This window comes from Arthrobacter sp. 92, assembly GCF_050260325.1.
GTDB lineage: Bacteria > Actinomycetota > Actinomycetes > Actinomycetales > Micrococcaceae > Arthrobacter.
This window is the reverse complement of record NZ_CP189863.1, coordinates 977,804-999,462: the sequence shown is the minus strand read 5'-3', so window position 1 is coordinate 999,462 and position 21,659 is coordinate 977,804. Positions and strand designations below refer to the sequence as shown.

General features: G+C 65.5%; 22 protein-coding genes. 6 read left to right on the top strand and 16 right to left on the bottom strand.

Going from position 1 to position 21,659, the window contains the following annotated elements; translation table 11 throughout:
- Positions 1–237 precede the first annotated feature (237 nt).
- Complete coding sequence (locus tag ACP4XC_RS04645) at positions 238–471, bottom strand: hypothetical protein (RefSeq protein ID WP_427173696.1); 234 nt, start codon at positions 469–471, stop codon at positions 238–240.
- Positions 472–783: 312 nt separating this feature from the next.
- Here ACP4XC_RS04645 and ACP4XC_RS04640 point away from each other — a divergent pair, with 312 nt between their 5' ends.
- Together ACP4XC_RS04640 and ACP4XC_RS04635 are read left to right on the top strand one after the other, a co-directional pair.
- Positions 784–1,866 (top strand): VIT1/CCC1 transporter family protein, encoded by a 1,083-nt coding sequence (locus tag ACP4XC_RS04640; protein WP_427173695.1) that lies wholly within the window; start codon positions 784–786, stop codon positions 1,864–1,866.
- A 249-nt stretch (positions 1,867–2,115) separates the two neighbouring features.
- Complete coding sequence (locus tag ACP4XC_RS04635; protein WP_427173694.1) at positions 2,116–2,766, top strand: matrixin family metalloprotease; 651 nt, start codon at positions 2,116–2,118, stop codon at positions 2,764–2,766.
- A 10-nt stretch (positions 2,767–2,776) separates the two neighbouring features.
- Here ACP4XC_RS04635 and ACP4XC_RS04630 read toward each other — a convergent pair whose 3' ends face one another.
- From ACP4XC_RS04630 to ACP4XC_RS04610, 5 genes are all read right to left on the bottom strand, one after another.
- On the bottom strand, positions 2,777–3,922 hold the full coding sequence (locus ACP4XC_RS04630; RefSeq protein ID WP_427173693.1) for an LOG family protein: 1,146 nt from the start codon (positions 3,920–3,922) through the stop codon (positions 2,777–2,779).
- A 118-nt stretch (positions 3,923–4,040) separates the two neighbouring features.
- The gene (locus ACP4XC_RS04625) at positions 4,041–4,817 is read right to left on the bottom strand and encodes an SDR family NAD(P)-dependent oxidoreductase (protein ID WP_427173692.1); all 777 of its coding nucleotides are present in this window, start codon (positions 4,815–4,817) and stop codon (positions 4,041–4,043) included.
- Positions 4,818–4,828: 11 nt separating this feature from the next.
- The gene (locus ACP4XC_RS04620; RefSeq protein WP_427173691.1) at positions 4,829–6,187 is read right to left on the bottom strand and encodes an MFS transporter; all 1,359 of its coding nucleotides are present in this window, start codon (positions 6,185–6,187) and stop codon (positions 4,829–4,831) included.
- A gap of 192 nt (positions 6,188–6,379) precedes the next feature.
- A complete protein-coding gene (locus tag ACP4XC_RS04615; RefSeq protein ID WP_427173690.1) occupies positions 6,380–7,087 on the bottom strand; it encodes a FadR/GntR family transcriptional regulator in 708 nt (235 codons plus the stop codon).
- A 14-nt stretch (positions 7,088–7,101) separates the two neighbouring features.
- Complete coding sequence (locus tag ACP4XC_RS04610) at positions 7,102–7,605, bottom strand: polyketide cyclase / dehydrase and lipid transport (protein ID WP_427173689.1); 504 nt, start codon at positions 7,603–7,605, stop codon at positions 7,102–7,104.
- A 40-nt stretch (positions 7,606–7,645) separates the two neighbouring features.
- Here ACP4XC_RS04610 and ACP4XC_RS04605 point away from each other — a divergent pair, with 40 nt between their 5' ends.
- Positions 7,646–8,464 carry a gamma-glutamyl-gamma-aminobutyrate hydrolase family protein gene (locus ACP4XC_RS04605; RefSeq protein WP_427173688.1) on the top strand — a complete coding sequence of 273 codons (819 nt, stop codon included), beginning with the start codon at positions 7,646–7,648 and terminating at the stop codon, positions 8,462–8,464.
- A gap of 31 nt (positions 8,465–8,495) precedes the next feature.
- Here ACP4XC_RS04605 and ACP4XC_RS04600 read toward each other — a convergent pair whose 3' ends face one another.
- The 4 genes from ACP4XC_RS04600 to ACP4XC_RS04585 form a co-directional block, all read right to left on the bottom strand.
- Positions 8,496–9,530 (bottom strand): Gfo/Idh/MocA family oxidoreductase, encoded by a 1,035-nt coding sequence (locus ACP4XC_RS04600; RefSeq protein WP_427173687.1) that lies wholly within the window; start codon positions 9,528–9,530, stop codon positions 8,496–8,498.
- Between the two features lie 138 nt (positions 9,531–9,668).
- Entirely contained in the window at positions 9,669–10,577 is a 909-nt protein-coding gene (locus ACP4XC_RS04595; protein ID WP_427173686.1) for an ATP-binding cassette domain-containing protein, read from the bottom strand.
- A gap of 14 nt (positions 10,578–10,591) precedes the next feature.
- Complete coding sequence (locus tag ACP4XC_RS04590) at positions 10,592–11,635, bottom strand: ABC transporter permease (protein WP_427173685.1); 1,044 nt, start codon at positions 11,633–11,635, stop codon at positions 10,592–10,594.
- Positions 11,636–11,700: 65 nt separating this feature from the next.
- Complete coding sequence (locus ACP4XC_RS04585) at positions 11,701–12,696, bottom strand: substrate-binding domain-containing protein (RefSeq protein WP_427173684.1); 996 nt, start codon at positions 12,694–12,696, stop codon at positions 11,701–11,703.
- A gap of 318 nt (positions 12,697–13,014) precedes the next feature.
- Between ACP4XC_RS04585 and ACP4XC_RS04580 the strand changes: the two genes are divergently transcribed.
- A complete protein-coding gene (locus tag ACP4XC_RS04580; protein WP_427173683.1) occupies positions 13,015–13,755 on the top strand; it encodes a GntR family transcriptional regulator in 741 nt (246 codons plus the stop codon).
- Positions 13,756–13,863: 108 nt separating this feature from the next.
- Complete coding sequence (iolB, locus tag ACP4XC_RS04575) at positions 13,864–14,763, top strand: 5-deoxy-glucuronate isomerase (RefSeq protein WP_427173682.1); 900 nt, start codon at positions 13,864–13,866, stop codon at positions 14,761–14,763.
- 77 nt (positions 14,764–14,840) lie between these two features.
- On the opposite strand, the gene ACP4XC_RS04570 is transcribed toward iolB, so the two are convergent.
- On the bottom strand, positions 14,841–16,067 hold the full coding sequence (locus ACP4XC_RS04570) for an MFS transporter (protein ID WP_427173681.1): 1,227 nt from the start codon (positions 16,065–16,067) through the stop codon (positions 14,841–14,843).
- Positions 16,068–16,224: 157 nt separating this feature from the next.
- On the opposite strand from ACP4XC_RS04570, the gene ACP4XC_RS04565 reads away from it, so the two are divergent.
- Positions 16,225–16,674 carry a MarR family winged helix-turn-helix transcriptional regulator gene (locus ACP4XC_RS04565; protein WP_427173680.1) on the top strand — a complete coding sequence of 150 codons (450 nt, stop codon included), beginning with the start codon at positions 16,225–16,227 and terminating at the stop codon, positions 16,672–16,674.
- A 91-nt stretch (positions 16,675–16,765) separates the two neighbouring features.
- On the opposite strand, the gene ACP4XC_RS04560 is transcribed toward ACP4XC_RS04565, so the two are convergent.
- The 5 genes from ACP4XC_RS04560 to ACP4XC_RS04540 all read right to left on the bottom strand — a co-directional run bounded on the left by ACP4XC_RS04560 (position 16,766) and on the right by ACP4XC_RS04540 (position 21,634).
- On the bottom strand, positions 16,766–16,918 hold the full coding sequence (locus ACP4XC_RS04560) for a hypothetical protein (protein ID WP_427173679.1): 153 nt from the start codon (positions 16,916–16,918) through the stop codon (positions 16,766–16,768).
- A 172-nt stretch (positions 16,919–17,090) separates the two neighbouring features.
- Positions 17,091–17,966: a sugar phosphate isomerase/epimerase family protein gene (locus ACP4XC_RS04555; protein ID WP_427173678.1), complete on the bottom strand. Its 876-nt coding sequence runs from the start codon at positions 17,964–17,966 to the stop codon at positions 17,091–17,093.
- Between the two features lie 84 nt (positions 17,967–18,050).
- Positions 18,051–19,064 (bottom strand): Gfo/Idh/MocA family protein, encoded by a 1,014-nt coding sequence (locus ACP4XC_RS04550; protein WP_427173677.1) that lies wholly within the window; start codon positions 19,062–19,064, stop codon positions 18,051–18,053.
- A 55-nt stretch (positions 19,065–19,119) separates the two neighbouring features.
- Positions 19,120–20,037: a sugar phosphate isomerase/epimerase family protein gene (locus tag ACP4XC_RS04545; RefSeq protein WP_427173676.1), complete on the bottom strand. Its 918-nt coding sequence runs from the start codon at positions 20,035–20,037 to the stop codon at positions 19,120–19,122.
- An 85-nt stretch (positions 20,038–20,122) separates the two neighbouring features.
- Complete coding sequence (locus ACP4XC_RS04540; RefSeq protein ID WP_427173675.1) at positions 20,123–21,634, bottom strand: CoA-acylating methylmalonate-semialdehyde dehydrogenase; 1,512 nt, start codon at positions 21,632–21,634, stop codon at positions 20,123–20,125.
- Between the last annotated feature and the right edge of the window lie 25 nt (positions 21,635–21,659).

The following is a 21,659-nucleotide window of genomic DNA, read 5'->3' as shown; positions in this document are numbered from 1 at the left end:
CCGCTCGGCCCCATCGTTGGAGCCATCCTAACCGGATACCCGCCCTGTGACGCGGGATCCACCGCCGGGCAGCACTGTGCCGTGGCGGTAACGGCCACCGTGGGTCCCCTGGGGGCGGCTCCGCCGCAGGGGACAGCGCAGCTCTGGACGCCCCGCACGACGGCGGCATCCCGCACGGCGCCGGGGCGCCGCCGTCGCGGTTTGACTGACTCAGGCACCGGCGGCCTCGCGGCCCGCTTAGTCCTCTTTCTCCGGCTCGCGGAATTCGTCCCCGTCCACGGGCACCACCGGTTGGTCCTCGCCCAGGAAATCGTCCTTGTCCAGTGGAACGATGCGTTCCGCCTCCTCAAGCAGTTCCTCATCCTCTGTCTCCGAATCAGCGACGGGCGCGTCCTCGGCGTAGTCGTAGGCGGGATCTGACTCAAGGGTGTTCCGGGACGGCGGCGCGGGGTGTGATCCGGTGGTGTTCATAGTGCCCTCCGTGACTAGGTGTGCGGCCGGGAACAGGCCAACACAAGCGCCTGCCCCGACCCTCATCAGAGCACCGGCACCCGCCGCGGTCAAGTGCCTCGGCAGCCGGCACGGGCCTCCGGTTTTGAGGCCCGCCTAAACCTCCCACTGAGGAATACCGGCCGAAAATCCGCGTAAATACGGGGTAGGCTGGAGGCTGCAATGGGGCGGAACCATGCCCTATCCAGCCCAGGAGTGTTCGTGTCTCAGCACGCTAAATCTGACCAAAACCTTTCGCATCCCGGCGTCGACCACACGGGAGGAAATCCCGAAATGACCGCCAGTCCCGCAGACATCAAACGCTGGCGCCAGTACCTGGCGGACGAACGCGCCGAGGCAGCCGTCTACCGTGATCTTGCCCAGAATCGGGAAGGCGAGGAGCGGGACATCCTGCTTGCCCTGGCCGAGGCCGAGGGACGCCACGAGGCTCACTGGCTCCAGCTCCTCGGGGGACACGCCGGAAAGCCCAGGCCGGCTTCGCTCCGGAGTCAGTTGCTGGGCTTCCTGGCCCGTCACTTCGGGTCCGTCTTCGTCCTGGCCCTGGCCCAGCGGGCAGAGGGCCGCTCCCCCTACGCGTCGGATCCCTCCGCCACCCCGGCCATGGTGGCGGATGAGCAGATCCATGAAGAAGTGGTCCGCGGCCTCGCCACCCGCGGGCGCAACCGGCTGGCCGGCACGTTCAGGGCCGCGGTTTTTGGCGCCAATGACGGACTCGTCAGCAACCTCTCCCTCGTTATGGGCATGGCGGCCTCCGGCGTCGGCAGCCACGTGGTCCTCCTCAGCGGTGTGGCGGGCCTCCTCGCCGGAGCCCTGTCCATGGGCGCCGGCGAATTCATCTCCGTCCGTTCACAGCGTGAACTCCTCGCCGCCACACAGCCCACGCAGATCACGCTCTCCGCCGCCCCGCTATTGGACATTGAACACAACGAACTCCTTCTGGTGTACCTGGCACGGGGGATGTCGCGGGTGGCCGCGGAGCACCGGGTGGCAGAGCGCATGGGCCTGTTAAGCTGCGACTGCGATCCGAGCCTGTCCCTGCGGCCGGAACTGCACGAGACCCACGACAAGCACGAGGCGGTGGGAACGGCTTGGGGCGCCGCGGCGTCGAGCTTCTGCTTCTTTGCATCCGGCGCCGTGGTGCCCATCCTGCCGTTCCTGATCGGAATGACCGGTGTGCTCGCGCTGACCGTATCCGCCGTCCTGGTGGGTCTGGCTCTGCTGGTGACTGGCGGAGTGGTGGGCCTGCTCTCCGGCACCTCCCCCACAACGCGCGGCTTCCGGCAGTTGGCCATCGGCATGACTGCCGCTGCGGTCACCTACCTTCTCGGCATGGCCTTCGGCGCGGTGGTCGGTTAGTGGATGGTCCCTCGGGGCGGAACCGTGGGCCACGGCATTCCGGTTCAACGGGGACAACGGCCAGGATCCTTCGCGCCCTCGCCGTCACGGTCGCTCTCGCCGTGGGCGCGTTCCTCGTGGCCGGGCTGTTTTACGGCGACCCCCGCTTTGGGGGGCTGTTCGAATTCCGCAAGGACACCGGCATGGCCGGTCAATCCCCTGGGCCGCAGCCGGGAACCCTGGCCGAAGGCCGACGCGCCGACGCCGGGGGTGGAAGAGTCCGACTCTCCGCTGGGGACGCCGCAGCCGCCGCCCTTTCCCAGCGATGCCTTCAAATTCCTCGCGACGAACGACGACGGCACACCCGTAGGATATTCGCCGTGCCGGCCACTGCACTACGTGGTGAACGCCAAGCTTGCACCGCCGGGCGCCGAACACCTTGTCGAGGACGCAATCGGCACCATGTCCCGGGCCACGGGAATCCGCTTTGTCAACGACGGAGCGACCTCTGAGGCTCCATCCGAGGAGCGGGCGCCATACCAGCCGGCCGCCTATGGTGAACGGTGGGCGCCCCTCCTCATCTCCTGGACCACGCCGGCGGAATCCCCCAAGCTGAAGGGGCCGGTCATCGGCACGGGCGGCAGCACGCACTACAGTTTCAACGACGGCCCAAAGAGCTTTGTCACCGGCAGCTTGGATCTGGACTCCCCGCAGATCACCTCCGAGCTCGCACAGCACGAAGGGTCCGCCTACGCCACGGCCGTGATCCTCCACGAATTGGCCCACGTCATGGGGCTCGAGCACGTGAACGACCCCGAGCAGCTGATGTATCCGGAAATCGGGGCTCCGGACGGTCTCGCCGCCGGCGACCTGAATGGCCTCTACCAGCTGGGCCACGCGAAATGCCGCAAGGACCTCTAAGACCTCCGCCCTAGCTGCCCTGCTGGGCGTCCAACACGGTCAGCGCCTCGGCCACCGTGTCCACCAGGAAGATCCGGTTTTCCATCCTCCGGCCCGAGGCGAGGCTTTGCAGGAGTGGCCATGCGGGGAACCGCCGCAGCCAGTGCTCCTCCCCCACCAGCACCATGGGCGTAATGGTCTCCGGCACGCCGTAGTAGTTCTCGCAGGCGTCCTGGAAGATCTCCTGCACTGTCCCGCCCGAGCCCGGCAGGAAGATGATGCCGCCGTTGCACAGCTCGAGCAGAATGGCCTCCCGGATGGCGTTGGCGAAGTACTTCGCCACATGCGTAGCAAAGAAGTTCGGCGGCTCATGACCGTAAAACCAGGTGGGTATCCCCAGCGACGGGGTGCCGTCCGGATGGCGTTCGACGACCTCGGCGGCCGCGCGCGCCCACTCGGACACCGAGGGCCGGAAGGCGGGGACGGCGGCAAGATCTTCAAGCGCACGCCGGAAATCAGAGTCCGGGGCCTCGCTGAGGTAGGCGCCCAGGTTGGCCGCCTCCATGGTTCCCGGGCCGCCTCCGGTGGCAACCACCCGGTTGTTCCGCGCCAGCAGCCGCCCCAGCAGGGCGGCCTCCTCGAAGCGCGCAGTGCCCCGGCGCGCAGCATGGGCGCCCATAACGCCCACCATGGTCCGGCCTGCGCAGATCCCGCTGCGCGTGAGCTCGTCGAGGGCGTCCCCGATTGAGTGGTCGTGCAGCGCCGCGGCGAGCGTGGCATCGAGGCGGTGGCGCTGGCCGGGACGGATGCTCCACTGGTACACCCTGGCGTCCAGGGTTTCTTCATACCGTGAGGTCTGGATTCCCGCGTACAGCTCCTTCGGGCTGTAAAGCTGCCCGCGGTAGGGGTTGAACGGCACGGCTTCGAGTTTGGGAAAGATGAGGGCGCCACGGCTGCGCAGCGAATCCTCCACGCCGTCATCAAAGGTGCAGCCGAGGAAGATCGCGCCTTGGACTTCCATGGCCTGCAGCGGCCCGCGGCGCCCCCGCAGGTCCAGTGATTGGGCATGCCAGCCTTGCATGCTCCGCGCTCCGGCCGCGACCAGCCGGTCGAATGCGGCAACACTCTCAACGTCAAAAGTGCGCGGGCTGGGGTGCAGGCTGCGGGCGGCGCTCATGAGGCCAGCCTAGACCGTGGCCGGGCCGCCTTCCCCCCGTTGCGCTATCACTTGTGGCGGCCATTAGAGAGGCAAAAGGCCCACAAGTGATAGCGCAAGGGTGGTGTGGGGGGAGGGGTCAGGAGACTTGGAGGCCGCCGTTGATGTCGTACGTGGCGGCGGTGATGTATCCGGAGTCCTCGCCGAGCAGGAAGGCGATCAATGCGGCCACTTCATCCCGGGTGCCGACCCGTCCCATCATGATGCCTTCGGACATCTGGGCCTTGCGCTCCTCGGACAGGGTCCCGCCCATGATGTCGGTGTCGATGGGGCCCGGGGCGATCGCATTGACGGTGACGCCGAACTCTCCCACCTCGCGGGCCAGGGCGCGGGTGAATCCAATGATCCCGGCCTTCGAGGCGCTGTAGGCGACCTTGGAGTAGGTGCCTCCCCCGCGCTGGGCGGAGATGGAGGAAATGCTCACGATGCGTCCGAGGTTGCGCTCGATCATGCCCTTGAGGACGCGCTGGGAAACAATGAAGGTTCCGCGCATGTTGATGGCGAACACCTTGTCCCATTCCTCGACGGTGGTCTCCATGAACGTCGTCGGGGAACTAATGCCCGCAAGGTTGGCCAAGGCGACGATCGGCGGCAGCGCTTCCTCGATCTCCGTGATGGCACGGTCCACGGAGGCTGAATCCGAGACGTCTGCGCCGACGCCGATTGCGTTCACGGCGCGGTTGGATCCGATCTCAGCGGCCGCGGCCTTGGCGTCCTCGGCATTGATGTCGAGGATGGCCACGGACCAGCCGTCGCGTGCCATGCGGTCAGCGGCGGCGCGTCCGATGCCTCGGGCCGATGCTGCGCCGGTCAGGACGACGGTGCGCTCGGCGGGGAAGGCGGTTACTTCAGTCATGGGGATTCTTCCTAGTGGGTCTTGGTCGGGGAAACGATGGCGGCTGCCGGAGCGGAGACGCCTTCCGGACGGTTGCGGGCGTAGAGGTAGGTGGCCACGCCGGTGACTGCCAGGCAGGCGGCCAGGAACACGAGGCCGCTCTGGCTGTTACCGGTGGCGTCCTTGAGCAGGCCAACAATGTAGGGGGCAACGAAGCCGCCGAGGTTACCGAGCGAGTTCACCATCGCCAGGCCGGCGGCGGCGGCCGCCCCGGTCAATGCAGCAGAGGGCATGGCAAGGAACGGCGCGATGGCCGAGTAGATGCCCATGGCCGCGAGGGTCAGGAAGACCATGGCCAGAACGGCGTTGACGGGCAGGAGGTAGCCGGCGCCGAGGAGGCCGACCGCGGCCAGGAACATGCTCATGCTGGCGTGCCAGGCGGGGTTGCCGCTACGGTCAGAGCGCTTGCTCCAGAAGTAGACGAAGACGGCGGCGATGGCGTACGGGATGAAGACGATGAAGCCGACTTCGGTGGTGTTGAACTTGCCGAGCGCCTTGACGATCGTGGGCAGCCACAGGCCGAGGCCGTAGATTCCGCAGACCAGGCCAAAGTACAGCGCCGAGTAGGCGATGGTGCGGGGGTCCTTCAGGCCGGCAAGGAAGTTGTGGTTGCCGGACCTCTGCTTGTCGGCCAGTTCGCGGTCCATGGTGGTGGTAAGCCATTCGCGCTCGTCCGGAGCGAGCCACTTCGCGTGGGACGGACGGTCGGTCATGACCAGCGGGGTGATGAGGCCCAGGATGATGGCGGGGATGCCCTCGAGGATGTACAACCACTGCCAGCCGTGCAGGCCTGCCACGCCTTCGAGGCCCAGCAGCATGCCGGAGACCGGGGCGCCGAGGGCGTTGGAGATCGGCTGGGCCAGGATGAAGATACCCAGCACGGTGACGCGCTGCGCGGCCGGGAACCACAGGGTGAGGTAGAAAAGGACGGCCGGGAAGAAGCCGGCCTCGGCGGCGCCGAGCAGGAACCGGACGATGTAGAAGGTTGCCTCGCCGTTGACCAGGAACATCGCGGTGGCGAAGATGCCCCAGGTGATCAGGATCCGGGCGATCCACTTGCGCGCACCGAACTTGTACATGCCGCCGTTGCTCGGGATCTCCAGCAGGGCGTAGCCAAGGAAGAAGATACCCGCGCCGAGGCCATATGCCGCCTCGGTGAGTCCGATGTCGCCCTGCATGCCAAGCTTGGCAAAGCCGACGTTGTTGCGGTCCAAGTAGGCAACGAAGTAGAGCAGGACGATCAGCGGCATGATACGGCGGCGGACCTTACGCAGCGTGCGGTCGCCAAGTTCGCCGAGGCCGGAGGCCTTGGGTGCTAATAGAGTCATCATCGACCTTCTTGGGGTTGTTCCCGTCCGGCGACCATGCCGGCGGGGAATGCGGTGGGTATTGGGGGACGTCCTGTTCGCGGAAGTGCCAGGATTCAGGATCAACGGTTGAGTCAGATGTCAGACATCTGACTCAGGAACTAGGCACGATCTTAGAACAGTGATCTGCGTTACGTCAAGACCCCGGGCTGGGCGTCAGGAGCGTGCGCCGCGGACATACCGTTCGTAGTCCTCGTTGGTCTGGTCCATATGCGCGTCCATGGCCTGGCGGGCGCGTTCGGGGTCCCCGCTCAGGATGCTGTCCATGACGCGCTGGTGGTAGTCAATGGCGTGCTGCTGGATCTCGTTGACGGCGGAGGTTTCACGTCGGGTCAGGTAGAGCAGCTGGCCCAACTGTCCGAACAGTGCCCGGACGAACGGATTGCCGGAGGCCCTGAGCACAGCGTCGTGGAAGGCGATGTCCGCTTCGACGAAACGGTCCAGGTCCCCTGCCGCATGGGAACTCTTCATGTCCGCAATGGACTCCCGCATCTGCTCTGCCTGCTCGGGCGTGTGGCGTTTGGCTGCGAGCGCCGCGGCCCCCGTTTCCACCATTCGCCGCATTTCAATGAGGCCCACCGAGACCTGCTCGGCCCCGTTGCCGTGGGACGCGGCTTTGATGATGGCGTCAAGGCCCGTCCAGTTCTCCGCAGGGTTGACGAACGTTCCCCTGCCGGCCTTGACGTACAGGATGTTCTGCGCCCGGAGGGCTTTGAGGGCCTCACGCACGGTCAGCCGGCTGACCTCATAGGCCTTCGCGATATCTGCTTCGCGGGGAATGGCGTCGTGGGCTTTCAGCTTTCCGTCAAGGATGTCGTCGAGGAGGCCGTCGACGAGGTCGTCAACGAGTGTCCTGCGGCCCATGGCGGTTCCCACCTTTAGTCTTTCCCAGCGCTCCCAACGCCTCCAACATTACCCAAGCCGCGGGAGCCGCCGGACACGTATGCGTCTAATTTCGCGAGGGTGGCCTCCAGGTTGGCGGGGTGGCGTCGGAGATATCCGGCCAGCCGGAGGAAGACCTTGCCGCGGACGGTCCGGGCGTCCCACTGTTCCGTCACCAGGGTGCCTGGATTTCCGGCGGCATCCTTGGATGGTTCCAGAATGTAGCGCCACACGTGGCCGTAAAAATGCCGCCAGGCGATCCGGCGCCCCTCGTCGAACTCGCAGACGGTGTTCAGGATCCGGTAATCGACCTTCATGTTCATGTCCATGCCGAACTTCGCACCCGGGCCCAGCCGTTGGGGACCGCTGGGCTGGGCACCTTTTACGGTAGCTGAGCCGTCAATCACGCTGTGCAGGGCGGGCGAGGCAAGCACCTCGAAAATCTCCTCCGGGGATGCCTCGATGAAACGCGCGCGGGACACAAGGTATCTGTTGTTCATTCGGCAAGCCTAACCGTTCCATCCTGTTGCAGAATGAGTCATGCGAACCCCGCCCCTCCCCCGCGCCGGGCGTCCCCGGGTAGGAATTCCAGTCCGCCTCAGCAGCTCCTCGGACCCCGATCCCCGGGTCGCGGAAGCCAACGAACTCTTCGAATACATCGTTTCGCTGCTGCGCGAGGGCGGCGCCGATCCCGTACTTTTGACGGACGCGCTGCTGGGCGGCCCTTCCGCGATCGGGATGGGAACGGACGACGGCGGCCGGCTGGCTGAGGTGCTCACCGGACTCGACGGCGTGGTCCTCCCCGGCGGAGGCGACCTGGATCCGCTTCTTTATGGACAGGAGCGGAGCGCGGCATGTTATGACGTCAACGGCGCCCAGGACGCCCTGGATCTGGCCGTGGCGCGCCGGGCCATCGACGCCGGAGTGCCGCTGCTGGGGATCTGCCGCGGGCACCAATTGCTCAATGTCCTGTACGGCGGCACCCTGGTCCAGGACCTGGCAACCGGGACCGTGACACACCACGAACCTGTCCCGGACTGCCAAACGGGTCCTTGGGCCTGGCACACCGTGGACCTTATGCCGGACTCCAAAGTGTCCGGTCTCTATGGAGTTGCCGGCGGCAGCCAGGACGCCGCCCTCACGGTGAAGATCGCCTCCGGCCACCATCAGGCCGTGGCCCTGGTGGCCGAAGGCCTGATGGTGACCGCAACGGCCGGAGACGGAACGGTGGAGGCCCTGGAGGACCCGGCCCGATGGGTGGCCTCGGTCCAATGGCACCCGGAGGCGCGTGAGCTGCCTGCAGCAGACAGGATCGCACCCTTCCGGGCATTTGTGGACGTCTGCCGCGGCCACCGCTGAGGACCACACGCAGGCAGAGGTCGGCGGCCCGCTAGCGGCTGACGGGGGCGCCCACCGTCACCGGCCGTCCCGTCTCCAGCGATGCCTGGGCCGCATCCGCCACCCGGGATGCCGCCACCGCGTCCTCAGGGGTGCAGGGGTTGAACCGTTGTCCGAGGATAAGCTCCGCAAAGGCTGCCATCTCGGAGCGGTAGGCCTGGTCGAAGCGCTCGGCGAAGGTCTTGTGCGGGTTTCCCGAGGGAAACGCCACGCCGGCCTCGGCGGAGGCCATGGCCGTGTTCTCGTCAAGACCCACCATCAGCGATGCCTTGGAGCCCTGGATTTCCAGCCGGACATCGTGCCCTGCCCCGTTGTACCGTGAGGCGCCCACGGAACCCAGCGTGCCGTCGTCGAACGTCACCACCGCCAGCGCGGTGTCAACATCCCCTACTGCCCCGATGGCCGGGTCTCCGTTGTTGGATCCCTTTGCGTATACCTCCACTATTTCGCGGCCGGTCAGCCAGCGCAGGATATCGAAGTCGTGCACTGAGCAGTCCCGGAACAGGCCGCCGGACGTGGCCAGGAATTCCACCGGCGGCGGTGTCATGTCGCAAGTTACGGCGCGCAGTGAATGAATCCAGCCCAGCTCGCCGGCGTCGAACGCGCGCTTAGCCTCGAGGTAGCCGGGATCGAAGCGGCGCTGGTGACCTATCTGGACCGTACCGCCCCGTGCCCGGACATAGTCCAGCACCGGAAGCGAATCAGCCACGTTCATGGCCACGGGCTTCTCGCAGAACACCGGGATCCCTGCGTCCACCCCTGCCTGGATCAGCGGCGGGTGCGTGCCGGTGCCCGTGGCTATGACCAGTCCGTCAAGTCCGGAGGCAAGGAGCGAGTCCACGGTGGGAAGGAACCCGGCGCCCAGCTCGGCGGCAATCGTTCGGGCGTGGTCCGCGGCGACGTCGGTCAGCCTGAGGCTGACGTTGATTCCCTGCGGGCGCAGGACGCTGTTCAGCGAGGCGATGTTGCGGGCGTGCATGACGCCGATGCGCCCCACGCCCACGAGTCCGAGCGTTATGTCTTTCATGGTGTTCCCTTACTGCCGGAGACGGCGGGATGATTTCGGAGGACGCCGGGAAACCCCGGGCGGAGACGCCGCCAGGGGTTTCCGTTACTGCCGCCCGCTACGAAAGCCGACCGGCCAGGCTCCCTGTCAGGCATGTCGTCAGGCCGGCAGCTGGCTGGACGTTTCGGCCACTTCGGCGTTCACTTCCTTGACGATCTCTCCGTGGCCCCCGAGTTGTTCGAGTTCGTGGGCGAGTTCGGCGAGTTCGGCGCCGCCGGCCATCTGGGCGGTGAGTTCGTCCAGGGTGATGTCCTTCTTGTCGTAGTAGCCGATCGACTTGCCGCGTTTGAGCAGCAGGAACCGGTCGCCGACGGGGAAGGCGTGGTGCGGGTTGTGGGTGATGAAGATGACCCCGAGACCGCGGTCGCGGGCCTGCAGGATGTAGCGCAGCACCACCCCGGACTGCTTCACGCCCAGGGCCGCGGTGGGCTCGTCCAGGATTAGGACCTTCGCGCCGAAGTACACGGCGCGGGCGATCGCGACGCACTGGCGCTCACCGCCGGAGAGCTGGCCGATGGGCTGCTCCACATCGCGCAGATCGATGCCCATCTCGGCGAGTTCCTTTTTGGTGATGTCCTTCATTTTCTGGACATCCATGTGCTTGAACGGGCCAAAGCCGGTGGTCAGTTCGGATCCGAGGAAAAAGTTCCGCCAGATCGGCATCAGCGGGACCACGGCCAGGTCCTGGTAGACGGTGGCGATCCCGACGTCCAGGGCATCGCGCGGGGAGTCGAATTTCCGCTCCGCGCCCATCACGTGCAGCACGCCCTCGTCGTGCTGGTGCAGGCCGGCGATGATCTTGATCAGCGTGGATTTGCCCGCGCCGTTATCACCCAGCACGCACGTGACGCGGCCGTTGTCCACCGCCATGGTGACGTCGGTCAGGGCCACGATGTTTCCGTAGTGCTTGCCCACCTTCTCCAGGGAGAGCAGGTGCACCGGGGTGTGGGTGAGCGGGTCCGTCTCGTCCTTGAGGAGTTGTTTCTGGTCAATCTGTTTCGCGTTCATGTCTGCAGTCCCTTTTACTTGAGTTCCGCGCGGCGTTTGACGATCAGGTTCACGATGGTGGCCAGCAGCAGCATCAGGCCCAGGAAGAACTTGAACCAGTCCGGGTTCCACTGGGCGTACACGATGCCCTTGTTGGCCATGCCGAAGATGAACGCCCCGATCGCACCGCCCACGGCCGAGCCGTAGCCGCCGGTCAACAGGCAGCCGCCGATCACCGCGGCGATGATGTAGAGGAACTCGTTGCCCACGCCTTCCCCGGACTGCACGGCGTCAAAGGCGAACAGGTTGTGCATGCCCAGGATCCAGCCGCAGAACCCCACGGCCATGAACAGGCCGATCTTGGTTGCCTTGACCGGCACACCCACGGCACGGGCCGCGTTCGAGTCCCCGCCCACCGCGAAAATCCAGTTGCCTACCTTGGTGCGCAACAGCACCCATGATGCGACCGCCACCAGGGCGATCCAGATAAAGACGGTGTTCTTCACATCCACACCACCGATGCTCACCGAGGAGGAGAAAACAGCCTGCGCGGACTTGAAACCGTCCATGGTGGAGATGGACGGGGAGGAGACCCCGCCGCCGATCATGCGGGTCAGGCCCAGGTTCAGGCCCGTGAGCATCAGGAACGTGGCCAGGGTGACGATGAAGCTGGGCAGCTTGGTCTTCATCAGGATCCAGCCGTTAATGAAGCCGATCGAGAGCGACATGAGCAATGCCAGGAACACACCCACCCAGACGTTCATGCTGAAGTACCAGCTGAACATCGACGCCGTCAGAGCCGAGCTGATCACGGCCACACCCGTGGAAAGGTCAAACTCCCCGCCGATCATCAGCAACGACACCCCCACAGCCATGATCCCGATCGTGGAACTGCCATACAGGACAGTGGCAAAAGCATTCGGCTGGATAAAGGTCTGCGAGACGGCGGCGAAAAAGATGAAGAGGACGATGGCGCCGACCAGGGCGCCCACCTCCGGCCGTCCCAGAAGTTGCTGGAGCGGATTGCGCTTGGCTACGCGCTCGTCGGCCGCTTTGAGCGGCACGGCTACTTGAGTCATGGTGTTTCTCCTACTCGGGGCGGGTTCCGGGGCCGTCAAGCCCCGGAACCCGGCTCAAGGAATCCTTAGCGGATGCCTTCCTTGGCGAATTTGAGGACGTCGGCGGCTGCCGCCTTGTCGACGATGGACGGGCCGGTCAGCACGGGCTGGCCGCCGCCGATCTTGAAACCGCCTCGCTTGACCTGCCACAACGCGTCAATTGAGCCGTAGCCCTGCAGCCAGGGCTGCTGGTCCACGGTAAATATGACGTCGCCGTCGGCAATTTTCTGGGCGAGGTCAGGGTTCATATCGAACGAGGCCACCTTGACCTTGCTGTTGGCGGACGTCACGGCCTTCAGTATGGTGAGGGTGTACGGGGCGCCGAGCCCGATGATGACATCGGCATCAGAAGTGGCCTGCAGCTTGGCCGTAACGGTCGAGGAAACCTGCGCCATGTCCGTCCCCGTGACATAGAGGATCTCCGTACCCGCGACCTTCTCCTTGACACCTGCACAGCGGGCTTCAAGACCGACGTGGCCTTGTTCCTGAATGACGCAGATGGGGTGCTTCAGCCCCATCGCACTGAGCTTTGACCCAACGGCCTCACCGGCGAGCTTCTCGTTTGACCCGAAGTGGGTGAAGGCGCCCAGCTGCGCGGAGACCGACTCGCCCGCATTCAGGCTGACTATCGGAATGCCGGCGTCGGCAGCCTTCTTGAGGACATCCTTCAACGCATCCGGCTTGGCCAGCGTTACGGCGATGCCATCGACCTTCTGGTCGATGGCCTGCTGGACCAATTGGGCCTGGCGTCCACCCTCGGGGTCCGAGGTGTAAAGAAGGTCAACGTTGTCCTTGGCGGCGGCCTCCTCGGCGCCTTTTCGGATGATGTCCCAGAACGTGTCGCCCGGTGCGGCATGAGTAATCAAGGCAATCTTCATCCGGGGGGTGGAGGCCGCCTGGCCTCCACCAGCTGCGTTGCCCGATTCAGCGGGCTTGCCGCCGGTGCTGGAACACGCGCTCAGCGCCAACATGGGTGCAACAGCGGCTACCAGGGCCGCCTTCCGCCACGAAAACTTGGTCACTATAAATCTCCTTTGATTCGGGCCACTCCGCACGCTTCATCGCGCCAGTCTGTGAGCCTTCTACACCGATCATGGTGACTCGCCTCACGGTTGTCAATGATTTGTCCTGACATTAATATGTTTGTACTTGGTCGAGCGGTGAATACGGGGAATTCGCCCGGGGACGCAGACTGCACTCCTAACGGGACTGCCCTTGGAGGAGCCAAATCATCCTGCTATTATCAAAAAAGGCAGTATGTCCTATCAAGCGAACATGGGCCTGACATACGCGGCCAGTCCGATAATCCTCGGGCCCCGCGGAGCACAAGGGAGCGCTCAGTGGCGAATCAACTTAATCTCAGCATCGACCGCTCTTCGCCGGTGCCGCTCTATCATCAGGTGGTGCAGGGCATTGAGGCCGCCATCCACACAGGACTCCTGCCGCCGGGCAGCCGCCTCGAGAACGAAATCGACCTTGCCGCCCAGCTAAATCTGTCCCGGCCCACCATGCGCAAGGCCATGGATGAGCTGGTCCGCTCCGGCCTTCTGGTCCGAAAGCGGGGAGTCGGCACCCAAGTGGTTTCAAGCCAGGTCCGGCGGCCGCTGGAACTGTCCAGCCTCTACGACGACCTGAGCAACAATGGCAGCAAGCCCACCACCGACGTTTTGAGCTTCGCCCACATCGAGGCCGACGCCGCCACACGGGACGCCCTCCAGTTGCCTGCCGGGGCCAAGGTGTATCACTTCACCAGGCTGCGCAAGGTGGGCGGCAAGCCCCTGGCGCTGATGGAAAACTGGGTCCGCGATGACATCACGCACCTCGATGAGGCCCAACTCGCCGCCCAGGGCCTCTATGGGATCCTGCGTGCCGCTGGAGTGAACTTCCGGCTGGCGTCCCAGCGGATCGGCGCCATGATCGCCAACGAGTACCAGGCGTCCCTGCTGGACGCACCCCCGGGTTCGGCCCTCGTGACAATGGAGCGTACTGCCGTGGATGACACCGGGCGGATGGTGGAAACGGGACATCACGTCTACCGGGCGGACTCCTACAGCTTCGAAATGACGCTGGTTCAACGCTGATCCTGCAGCACCGGAACATTGCACACCACAACCAAACTTCGCACCCTGCACATCTGACCGGTTCGATGCTGCGCGCCGCCGGACGCACCAAACGAAAGAGCAAAATCCATGGCCAACTGGGTATATCCGCTGGGTTCCGCCGCCGAAGGCAACTGGGACATTTCCTTGGGCACCGCCGACTCCACTACTGACGTGCCCGGATGGGCCCACACCGGCCTGAAGGTGGCAACGCTTGCCCCCGGCGGCTCCGTCGAGCTTCCGGCAGCAGGCGAGGAACGGATCGTGGTGCCGCTCAACGGGGCCTTCCTCGCCGTCGTGGACGGCGAGGACTACGCCCTGACCGGCCGCGCCAGCGTGTTCAGCGGGCCCAGCGACGTGCTCTACACCGGGACCGGCATGGCCCTGACCATCAGCTCGGCCGACGGCGGACGGGTGGCCATCGCCACCGCGCCGGCCAAGACCAACTACCCGACGCGCCTGGTCACCGCGGCCGAGACTCCGGTTGAGTTGCGGGGCGCGGGCAACTGCTCAAGGCAGGTCCACAATTTCGGCGCACCGGCCGTCCTGGAAGCGGACCGCTTCATCGTGTGCGAGGTCATCACTCCCGCCGGCAACTGGTCCTCTTATCCCCCGCACAAGCACGACGAGGAAAAGGACGGCGAGACCAGCCTCGAGGAGATCTACTACTTTGAAACCCGGGTGGCTCCCGGGTCGCCGGACCGTCCGGGCGCCGAAGACGACGCGATCGGCTACCAGCGCGTCTACGCCTCCGACGATCGGCCCATTGATGTCGCCGCCGAGGTCCGCACCGGGGACGTTGTGCTGGTTCCCTACGGCTGGCACGGCCCCGCGATGGCCGCCCCCGGCTATGACATGTACTACCTGAACGTCATGGCCGGCCCCGGGCCGGTCCGCGACTGGCTCATCAGCGACGACCCCCACCACGGCTGGATCCGCCAGACCTGGGAGGGCCAGGACATCGATCCGCGCCTGCCCTTCACCGCCTGAGCGGCCGCCGGGCCGGCTGGCGTTGAGCAGGCCTGCTTCAGCCATCTTCAGTCACTGGCCGCTAGTCAGACCGGCCGTTAGGCGCTCTGCAGCTCACTCTCCGCCTCGGTTTCGGAGCTGTCGACGCCGGCCGGCCGGGCGGCGTCGTGCTTCTTGGCGTGGGCCGCTGCGAACGCCATCACCGCCAGGCCGAGCACTGTGATCCCCGCGCCGGCCCAGATGGGCGACGTGTAGCCAAGCCCGGCGGTGATGGTCGCGCCACCCATCCAGGCGCCCAGGGCGTTGCCCACGTTGAAGGCGCCGATGTTCGCACCGGAGGCTAGCGTGGGGGCGCTCTTGGCATACTTCATGACGCGCATCTGCAAGCCCGGGACAGTGGCGAACCCGAAGCCGCCCAGCAGCACCATGGACGCGATGGTCATCGGCTGGTTGCTTGAGGTCAGGGCGAAGACGACGAGCACCACCACGAGGGCGGAGAGCACCACCAGCAGGGTCCGGTCCACATTCTTGTCCGCAGCCCTGCCGCCCACGGTGTTGCCGATGAAGAGGCCCACGCCGAAGAGGATCAGCAGCCAAGGCACCATGGCGGCGGAGAAGCCGGTGACGTCGGTGAGCGTGAAAGCGATATAGGTGAAGGCACCGAACATGCCTCCATAGCCCAGGATGGTGACAACAATGGAGAGCCACACCTGGCCGGAGCGGAACGCGCTGAGTTCGCCGCGGAGGCCGCCTGAGGCAGAGCGGGAGGCGTCCCCGGAACCGGTCTTGGGAACGAGGGCAAGGATGCCGGCAAGCGCCAGGACGCCGATGCCGGTGATGGCCCAGAAGGTGGACCGCCAGCCTGCGGCCTGGCCCAGCATTGTGCCGAACGGGACTCCCAGCACATTGGCCGCCGTGAGTCCGGTGAACATGATGGCAATGGCACCGGCTTTTTTGGTGGGAGCCACCATGCTGGCAGCCACGACGGCGCCTATTCCGAAGAAGGCCCCGTGCGCCAGGGCCGCGATGACGCGGCCGATCATCATGGTCCGGTAATCCGGCGAGATGGCTGAAACCAGGTTGCCGGCGATGAAGAGCACCATGAGCACGGCCAGCGCAGGCTTGCGCTCGAAGCGGGTCACCGCTGCGGTGAGGAGCAGGGCACCCACCACGACGGCCAGGGCGTAGCCGGAGATCAGCCAGCCGGCCGTGGCCTCCGTGACCCGGAAGTCCGCGGCCACCTCGGGCAGCAGCCCCATGATCACGAACTCGGTGAGTCCGATACCGAAACCGCCGAGGGCGAGTGCTATCAGGCCTATAGGCATGGTGATGCTCCTTTGAAACTGTACGGAAAGGGGTATAGCGCGTAAGCTAGTAGTTGCAGACGCGTTATTTATTGTTGCACAAAGAGATATAGCGCGCAAGCAACTAATTTATAGCCCCATCCACAGTGCCGGGGCAGCGACCCGAAGGGAAGAATAGATGGGCATCAAGGACGACGCCGTTGAGGTGCGGGCACAGGGCTGGCGGACTCTCGCCGCGCTGCACGGCCTGATCGAGTCAGAGTTGGAGCGGTCGCTTCAGGCCGAAGCCCGGCTCTCCGTTGTGGAGTACACCGTGCTGGATGCCCTGAGCCGGCAGGACGGCTGGCACATGCGCATGCAGCAGCTGGCCCGGGCCACGGCACTAAGCGCCAGTGCCACCACGCGCCTGGTCAACCGGCTGGAGGACCGTGGCCTGCTGACCCGCATCCTGTGCGCGGATGACCGCCGCGGCATCTACACGGAGCTCACCCCCAGCGGCATCAAACTCCTGGAGGAGGCGCGGCCCATCCATGACGCCACGCTGGAGCGTGCGTTGGCCGAAGCCCAGGAGGTCCCGGAACTGGCGCCCCTGGTGGCTGCACTTCCAAAGCTGCACGCGGAGGTTTAGCGTCCCGGCGGGAACGGCCGGAGATGCGGGAGCCCCGCGCTGCGTTGAAACGCGGGGCGGGGCTGCTTTGCTTCGGCTTTGCTTAGGCGGCTTACTTGGCCGCCAGTTGCTTGAAGAAATGTTCCAGGTCTTCGAGACTCTTGCCCCGCGTCTCCGGCACCACGCGCTTCACCCAGACAATGGCGGCGAGCTGGATCACCACGAAGATGAAGAACGTCGCCGAAACCCCGATCCAGGAAACCATTTGGCGGGAAGAAGAAGCCGATCAGGAAGTTGATCATCCACAGCACGAAGACGCAGATGCCCCTTGGGATTCGATGCTCCGCCGGCATTCCGGGCGGCTTCACGGACCGCGGAGCCAGCGGCGGGGCGGGGCGCTTCCGGAGCCGAGTGCGTGAGTGTTTTGTCGGCTGCCGTCATAGGCTCGCCTTCTCAACGCGCTGCTTCATCGTCTCCAACTGATACCGGGAAACTTCCGCGGCGTTGTCGTCCTCGGCGAAGACGCTGGAGACCATCACAGTGTCCTCACGGTCCAGGAAGCCGATTTCCTTGAGGCCACCAAAGAACTCGTCCCAGTTGACGTCGCCGTCGCCGATCTTCAGGTGCTGGTGGACCCGGACGGGGTTTCCGGGCGGGTTCGTGATGTACCGCAGGCCGTGCGAGGCATGGTGGTCCATGGTGTCCGCAACGTGGACCAGGCGGAGCTTATCCCCCGCCGCGCGCATGATCTCCAGCGGCGCGTTCTTCATGTGGAAGCTGTGCGACGCCACGTAGACCAGGCCCACGTTCTTGGAGTTCAGGCCCCGGATCACGCGGATGGCGGCCAGGCCTTCCTCCACGAAGTCGTCCGGATGGGGGTCGATCAACAGGTCGATGCCTTCGCGTTCGATGATGGGAAGAATCTGTTCCATGGAACGGTAGAAGGCACGCTCCGATTCCTCGGCCTTCTCCGGGCGGCCGCTGAACTCAGTGTTCATGGTGCTGACACCGAGATCCACGGTGATCTGGATGGCCCGTTTCCAGTACCGGACAGCAGCCTCGCGGGCATCCTCATCGGGTCCGGACCACCGCAGCACCGGCAGCACGGAGGCGATCTCGATGCCGGCATCCTTACACGCCTTGTCCAGCTGGCCCACCAGCTCGTCATCGGCCTTCGGGTGGTTGAAGAACGGAATGAAGTCCGGGTGCGGGGTCATCTGCATGTACTTGTAGCCGAGGTCCGCCACCACCCGGGGGAATTCCAGCAGGCTGTGCGAGTGGTGGAACGGTGTGGGGTCAAGCGCAATTTTCACGGGGGAACACTCCATTGGATTGATCAGGGAGGGGGACGGATCGAGCCGTCCCCCTCCCCTGGTCTATGGCCCTGGGACCTGTCTTTAGCTGTAGAGGGCAGGCTTGGCGTTCAGCTTGACGGCCACCTTTTCGCCATTCTTCTGCGCCTCGACGCCGGCCTCGCAGCAGGCAGCAGTGGCGTAGCCGTCCCAGGCGGTGGGGCCGCCGATCTCGCCGCGGCGGGCGGCGTCAACCCAGGACTGGATTTCGACGTCGTACGCGGCGCCGAAGCGTTCCTCGAATCCGGGGGTGACCTTCCCGCCCCAGCGGCCCGCGCTGCGGGTGTACGGGCCCTTGTCGCCGCCGATGCTGACGATGCCCTCTTCAAAGGAGGCCTGCGTGGCCACCTCGTAGCCGAATTTGGCGTTGACATAGATCTCGACGTCGGCCAGGACACCGGACTCCGTCTCGATCAGGACGTGCTGCGGGTCGTGCTGGCCGGCCGGGGCGTTCCGGGTGGCCTTGCCCAGGCGAACCTGGACGGAGGTGATTTCCTCACCGGTGAAGAAACGGATGGCGTCGAACTCGTGCACCACCGAGTCATTGATCAGCATCTCGTTCGTGAAACCGGCCGGTGTGGTGGGGTTGCGGTGCTGGTGGTGCAGCATCAGCAGTTCACCCAGCCCGTGGTCCCGGATGACCTGTCCCAGCGCCGCGTATTCAGCATCGAAGCGGCGCATGAAGCCCACCTGGATGCGCTTGTGGCCCAGCTTCTCCTCGGCCTGGACGATCTTCCAGGCCGATTCGGCATCAGGGGTGAGGGGCTTCTCGCACAGGATCGGGATGTCCTTCCCGAGGGCCTTCAGCAGGATGTCCTCGTGCAGGAAGCCCGGCGTGGCGATCAGCACGGCGTTGACGTCACCGTTGTTGAGGGCCTCTTCGGCATCGGCCAGGGCAACCGCGCCCGGGATGCCCTCGACGGCGGCCTGCGCACGGGCAAGGTCGACGTCGACGACGGCGGCGACTTCAGCGCCGTGGATGCGCTTGCTGAGGCGCTGGATGTGGTCCGCGCCCATGCGGCCTGCGCCGATGACAGCTACGCGAAGGGTTTCAGTCATTGTTCAATTCCTTTGGTGTCAGGGTGCTGGTTGGCTGCTGCCGGGTAAACGGCGACTAGCTGACGGCCGTGCGGGAGCCGCAGGAGAGCAGGTAGTTCCGGGTGCGCTTGGCGATCGGCATGGGAACATCGAAGGCCACCGGGTACATGTCCTGTTCCACGATGCCGAAGATGGGCCGGTTGAGGGCCTCGACGGCTTCGATGACGGCGCGCAGGTCGGGCAGGCCGTTCGGCGGCTCGGTCATCACACCGGCGAGGTTGGCCGCCGCCCACGTCATGTTCTCCTCGTTGACCTTTTTGAGGATGTCCGGGTTGATCTGCTTCAGGTGCAGATAGCCGATCCGGTCCGGGTAGTTCTTGATCAGATCAAGGCTGGACGCTCCGCAGTACTCGGCGTGGCCGGTATCCAGGCACAGGTTGAGGTACGTGGGGTCCGTGGCGGCGAGCAGGTGCTCGATGTCCTCCTGCGCGCCGACATGGGAGTCTGCGTGGGAGTGGAACTGCTGCTTGAGGCCGAAGTCTTCCAGGAGCGTCTTGCCAAGCCGGTTGTGGCCGGTGAAGAGGTCGCTCCAGGCCTTCTCGGTCAGCTCGCCGCTCTCCACAGCTTCGCCGGTAACGTCATCGCGCCACATGGCGGGGATGACCACCATGTGTTCGCCGCCCATGGCCGCAGTGAGCTCGGCCACCTTGCGCGCAGGTTCCCAGGCCGCTTCCCACTGGTCCAGGCCGCGGTGGAAAGCGGTGAAGACGGTGCCGGCGGTGATCTTCAGGTCGCGCTGTTTCAGTTCGTCCGCGAGCCGGGCGGGCTCCGTGGGGAGGTAGCCGTAGGGGCCCAGTTCGATCCATTTGTAGCCGGATTCGGCCACTTCGTCGAGGAACCGTTCCCACGGAGTCTGCTTGGGGTCATCTGGAAACCAGACGCCCCAGGAGTCCGGCGCGGTGCCGATGATCAGCTTGTTCTCTACATCAGTCATGACAGCGTTGTCTTTTCTCTTTCTGGTGGGCCCACGCCGCCAGGGTTCCCTGGCCGAGCTGGCGAGGCTTGGGAGGCGGGGGGAACTAGTTGGAGGGGAAGTTGTAGGAGGCGCCCGAGGCGTGGGTGGGTTCGGGCCAGCGTGAGGTGACGACCTTGCCGCGGGTGTAGAAGGAGACGCCTTCGGGGCCGTAGATGTGCTTGTCTCCGAACAGTGAGGCCTTCCAGCCGCCGAAGGAGTGGTAGGCCACCGGTACGGGCAGCGGCACGTTGATGCCGATCATGCCGACATCCACCGAGCGCTGGAATTTGCGGGCGCTGGCCCCCGAGGAGGTGAAGATGGCGGTGCCGTTGCCGTAGGGGTTGGAGTTGATCAGCTTGATGCCTGCGTCCAGGTCCTCCACGCGGACCACGACCAGGACCGGGCCGAAGATTTCCTCGGTGTAGGCGGTCATTTCGGTCTTGACGTGGTCCAGGACGGTGGGGCCGACCCAGAAGCCTTCCTCGTGGCCCGGAACCACCAGGTCGCGGCCGTCCACCACCATGGCGGCGCCTGCGGCTTCGGCTTCGGTGACGATCCGGACGATCCGTTCCTTGGACGCCGGGGTGATGACCGGTCCCATCTCGGCGTCGGGCTCGGTGCCGTTGTTGACCTTGACGGCGAGGGCACGCTCTTCGACCTTCTTGACCAGCAGCTCGGCGGCATCGCCGACCGCGACCGCGACGGAGATGGCCATGCAGCGTTCGCCTGCGGAGCCGAAGGCGGCGGCGGCGAGGTGGTCGGCGGCGTTGTCGAGATCGGCGTCGGGCATGATGATGGCGTGGTTTTTCGCGCCGCCGAGGGCCTGGACGCGCTTGCCGTGGGCGGTGGCGGTCTCGTGGACGTACTTGGCGATCGGGGTGGAGCCCACGAAGGAGATGCCGTCCACGTCCGGGTGCGTCAGGAGCCCCTCGACCGTTTCCTTGTCCCCGTGCAGGACCTGGAAGACGCCGTCGGGCAGGCCGGCCTGCTTCCACAGCTTGGCCAGGAGCATCGAGGCGGAGGGGTCGCGTTCGGAGGGCTTGAGGATGAAGGCGTTGCCCGTCGCGATGGCCATGGGAGCCATCCACAGCGGCACCATGACCGGGAAGTTGAACGGGGTGATGCCGGCCACGACGCCGAGGGGCTCGCGGAAGGAGAAAACGTCGATCCCGGTGGAGACCTGGTCCGAGTAGTCGCCCTTGAGCAGTGTGGGGATGCCGCAGGCGAACTCAATGACCTCCAGGCCGCGGCCGATCTCGCCCTTGGCGTCGGAGAGGACCTTGCCGTGCTCGGCGGTGATGAGTTCAGCGAGGTCATCAACGTGGGCCGCGACGAGCTCACGGAACTTGAACAGCACGGCGGTGCGCTTGGCCAGGGAGATATCGCCCCAGGAGTCGGCGGCGGCGCGGGCGGCGGCGACGGTGGCGTCCAGGTCCGCCCGGTTGGCCAGCCGCAGCTCCGCGGACACAGCCCCGGTGGCGGGGTTGTAAACGGCCTGGGTGCGGGTGCCAACGCCTGCGGTCTCGGCCCCGTTGATGAAGTGATTGATGGTGGTGGTGACGGTCGTCGTTGACATGGTGTGGAACTTCCTTGGTCTGAGG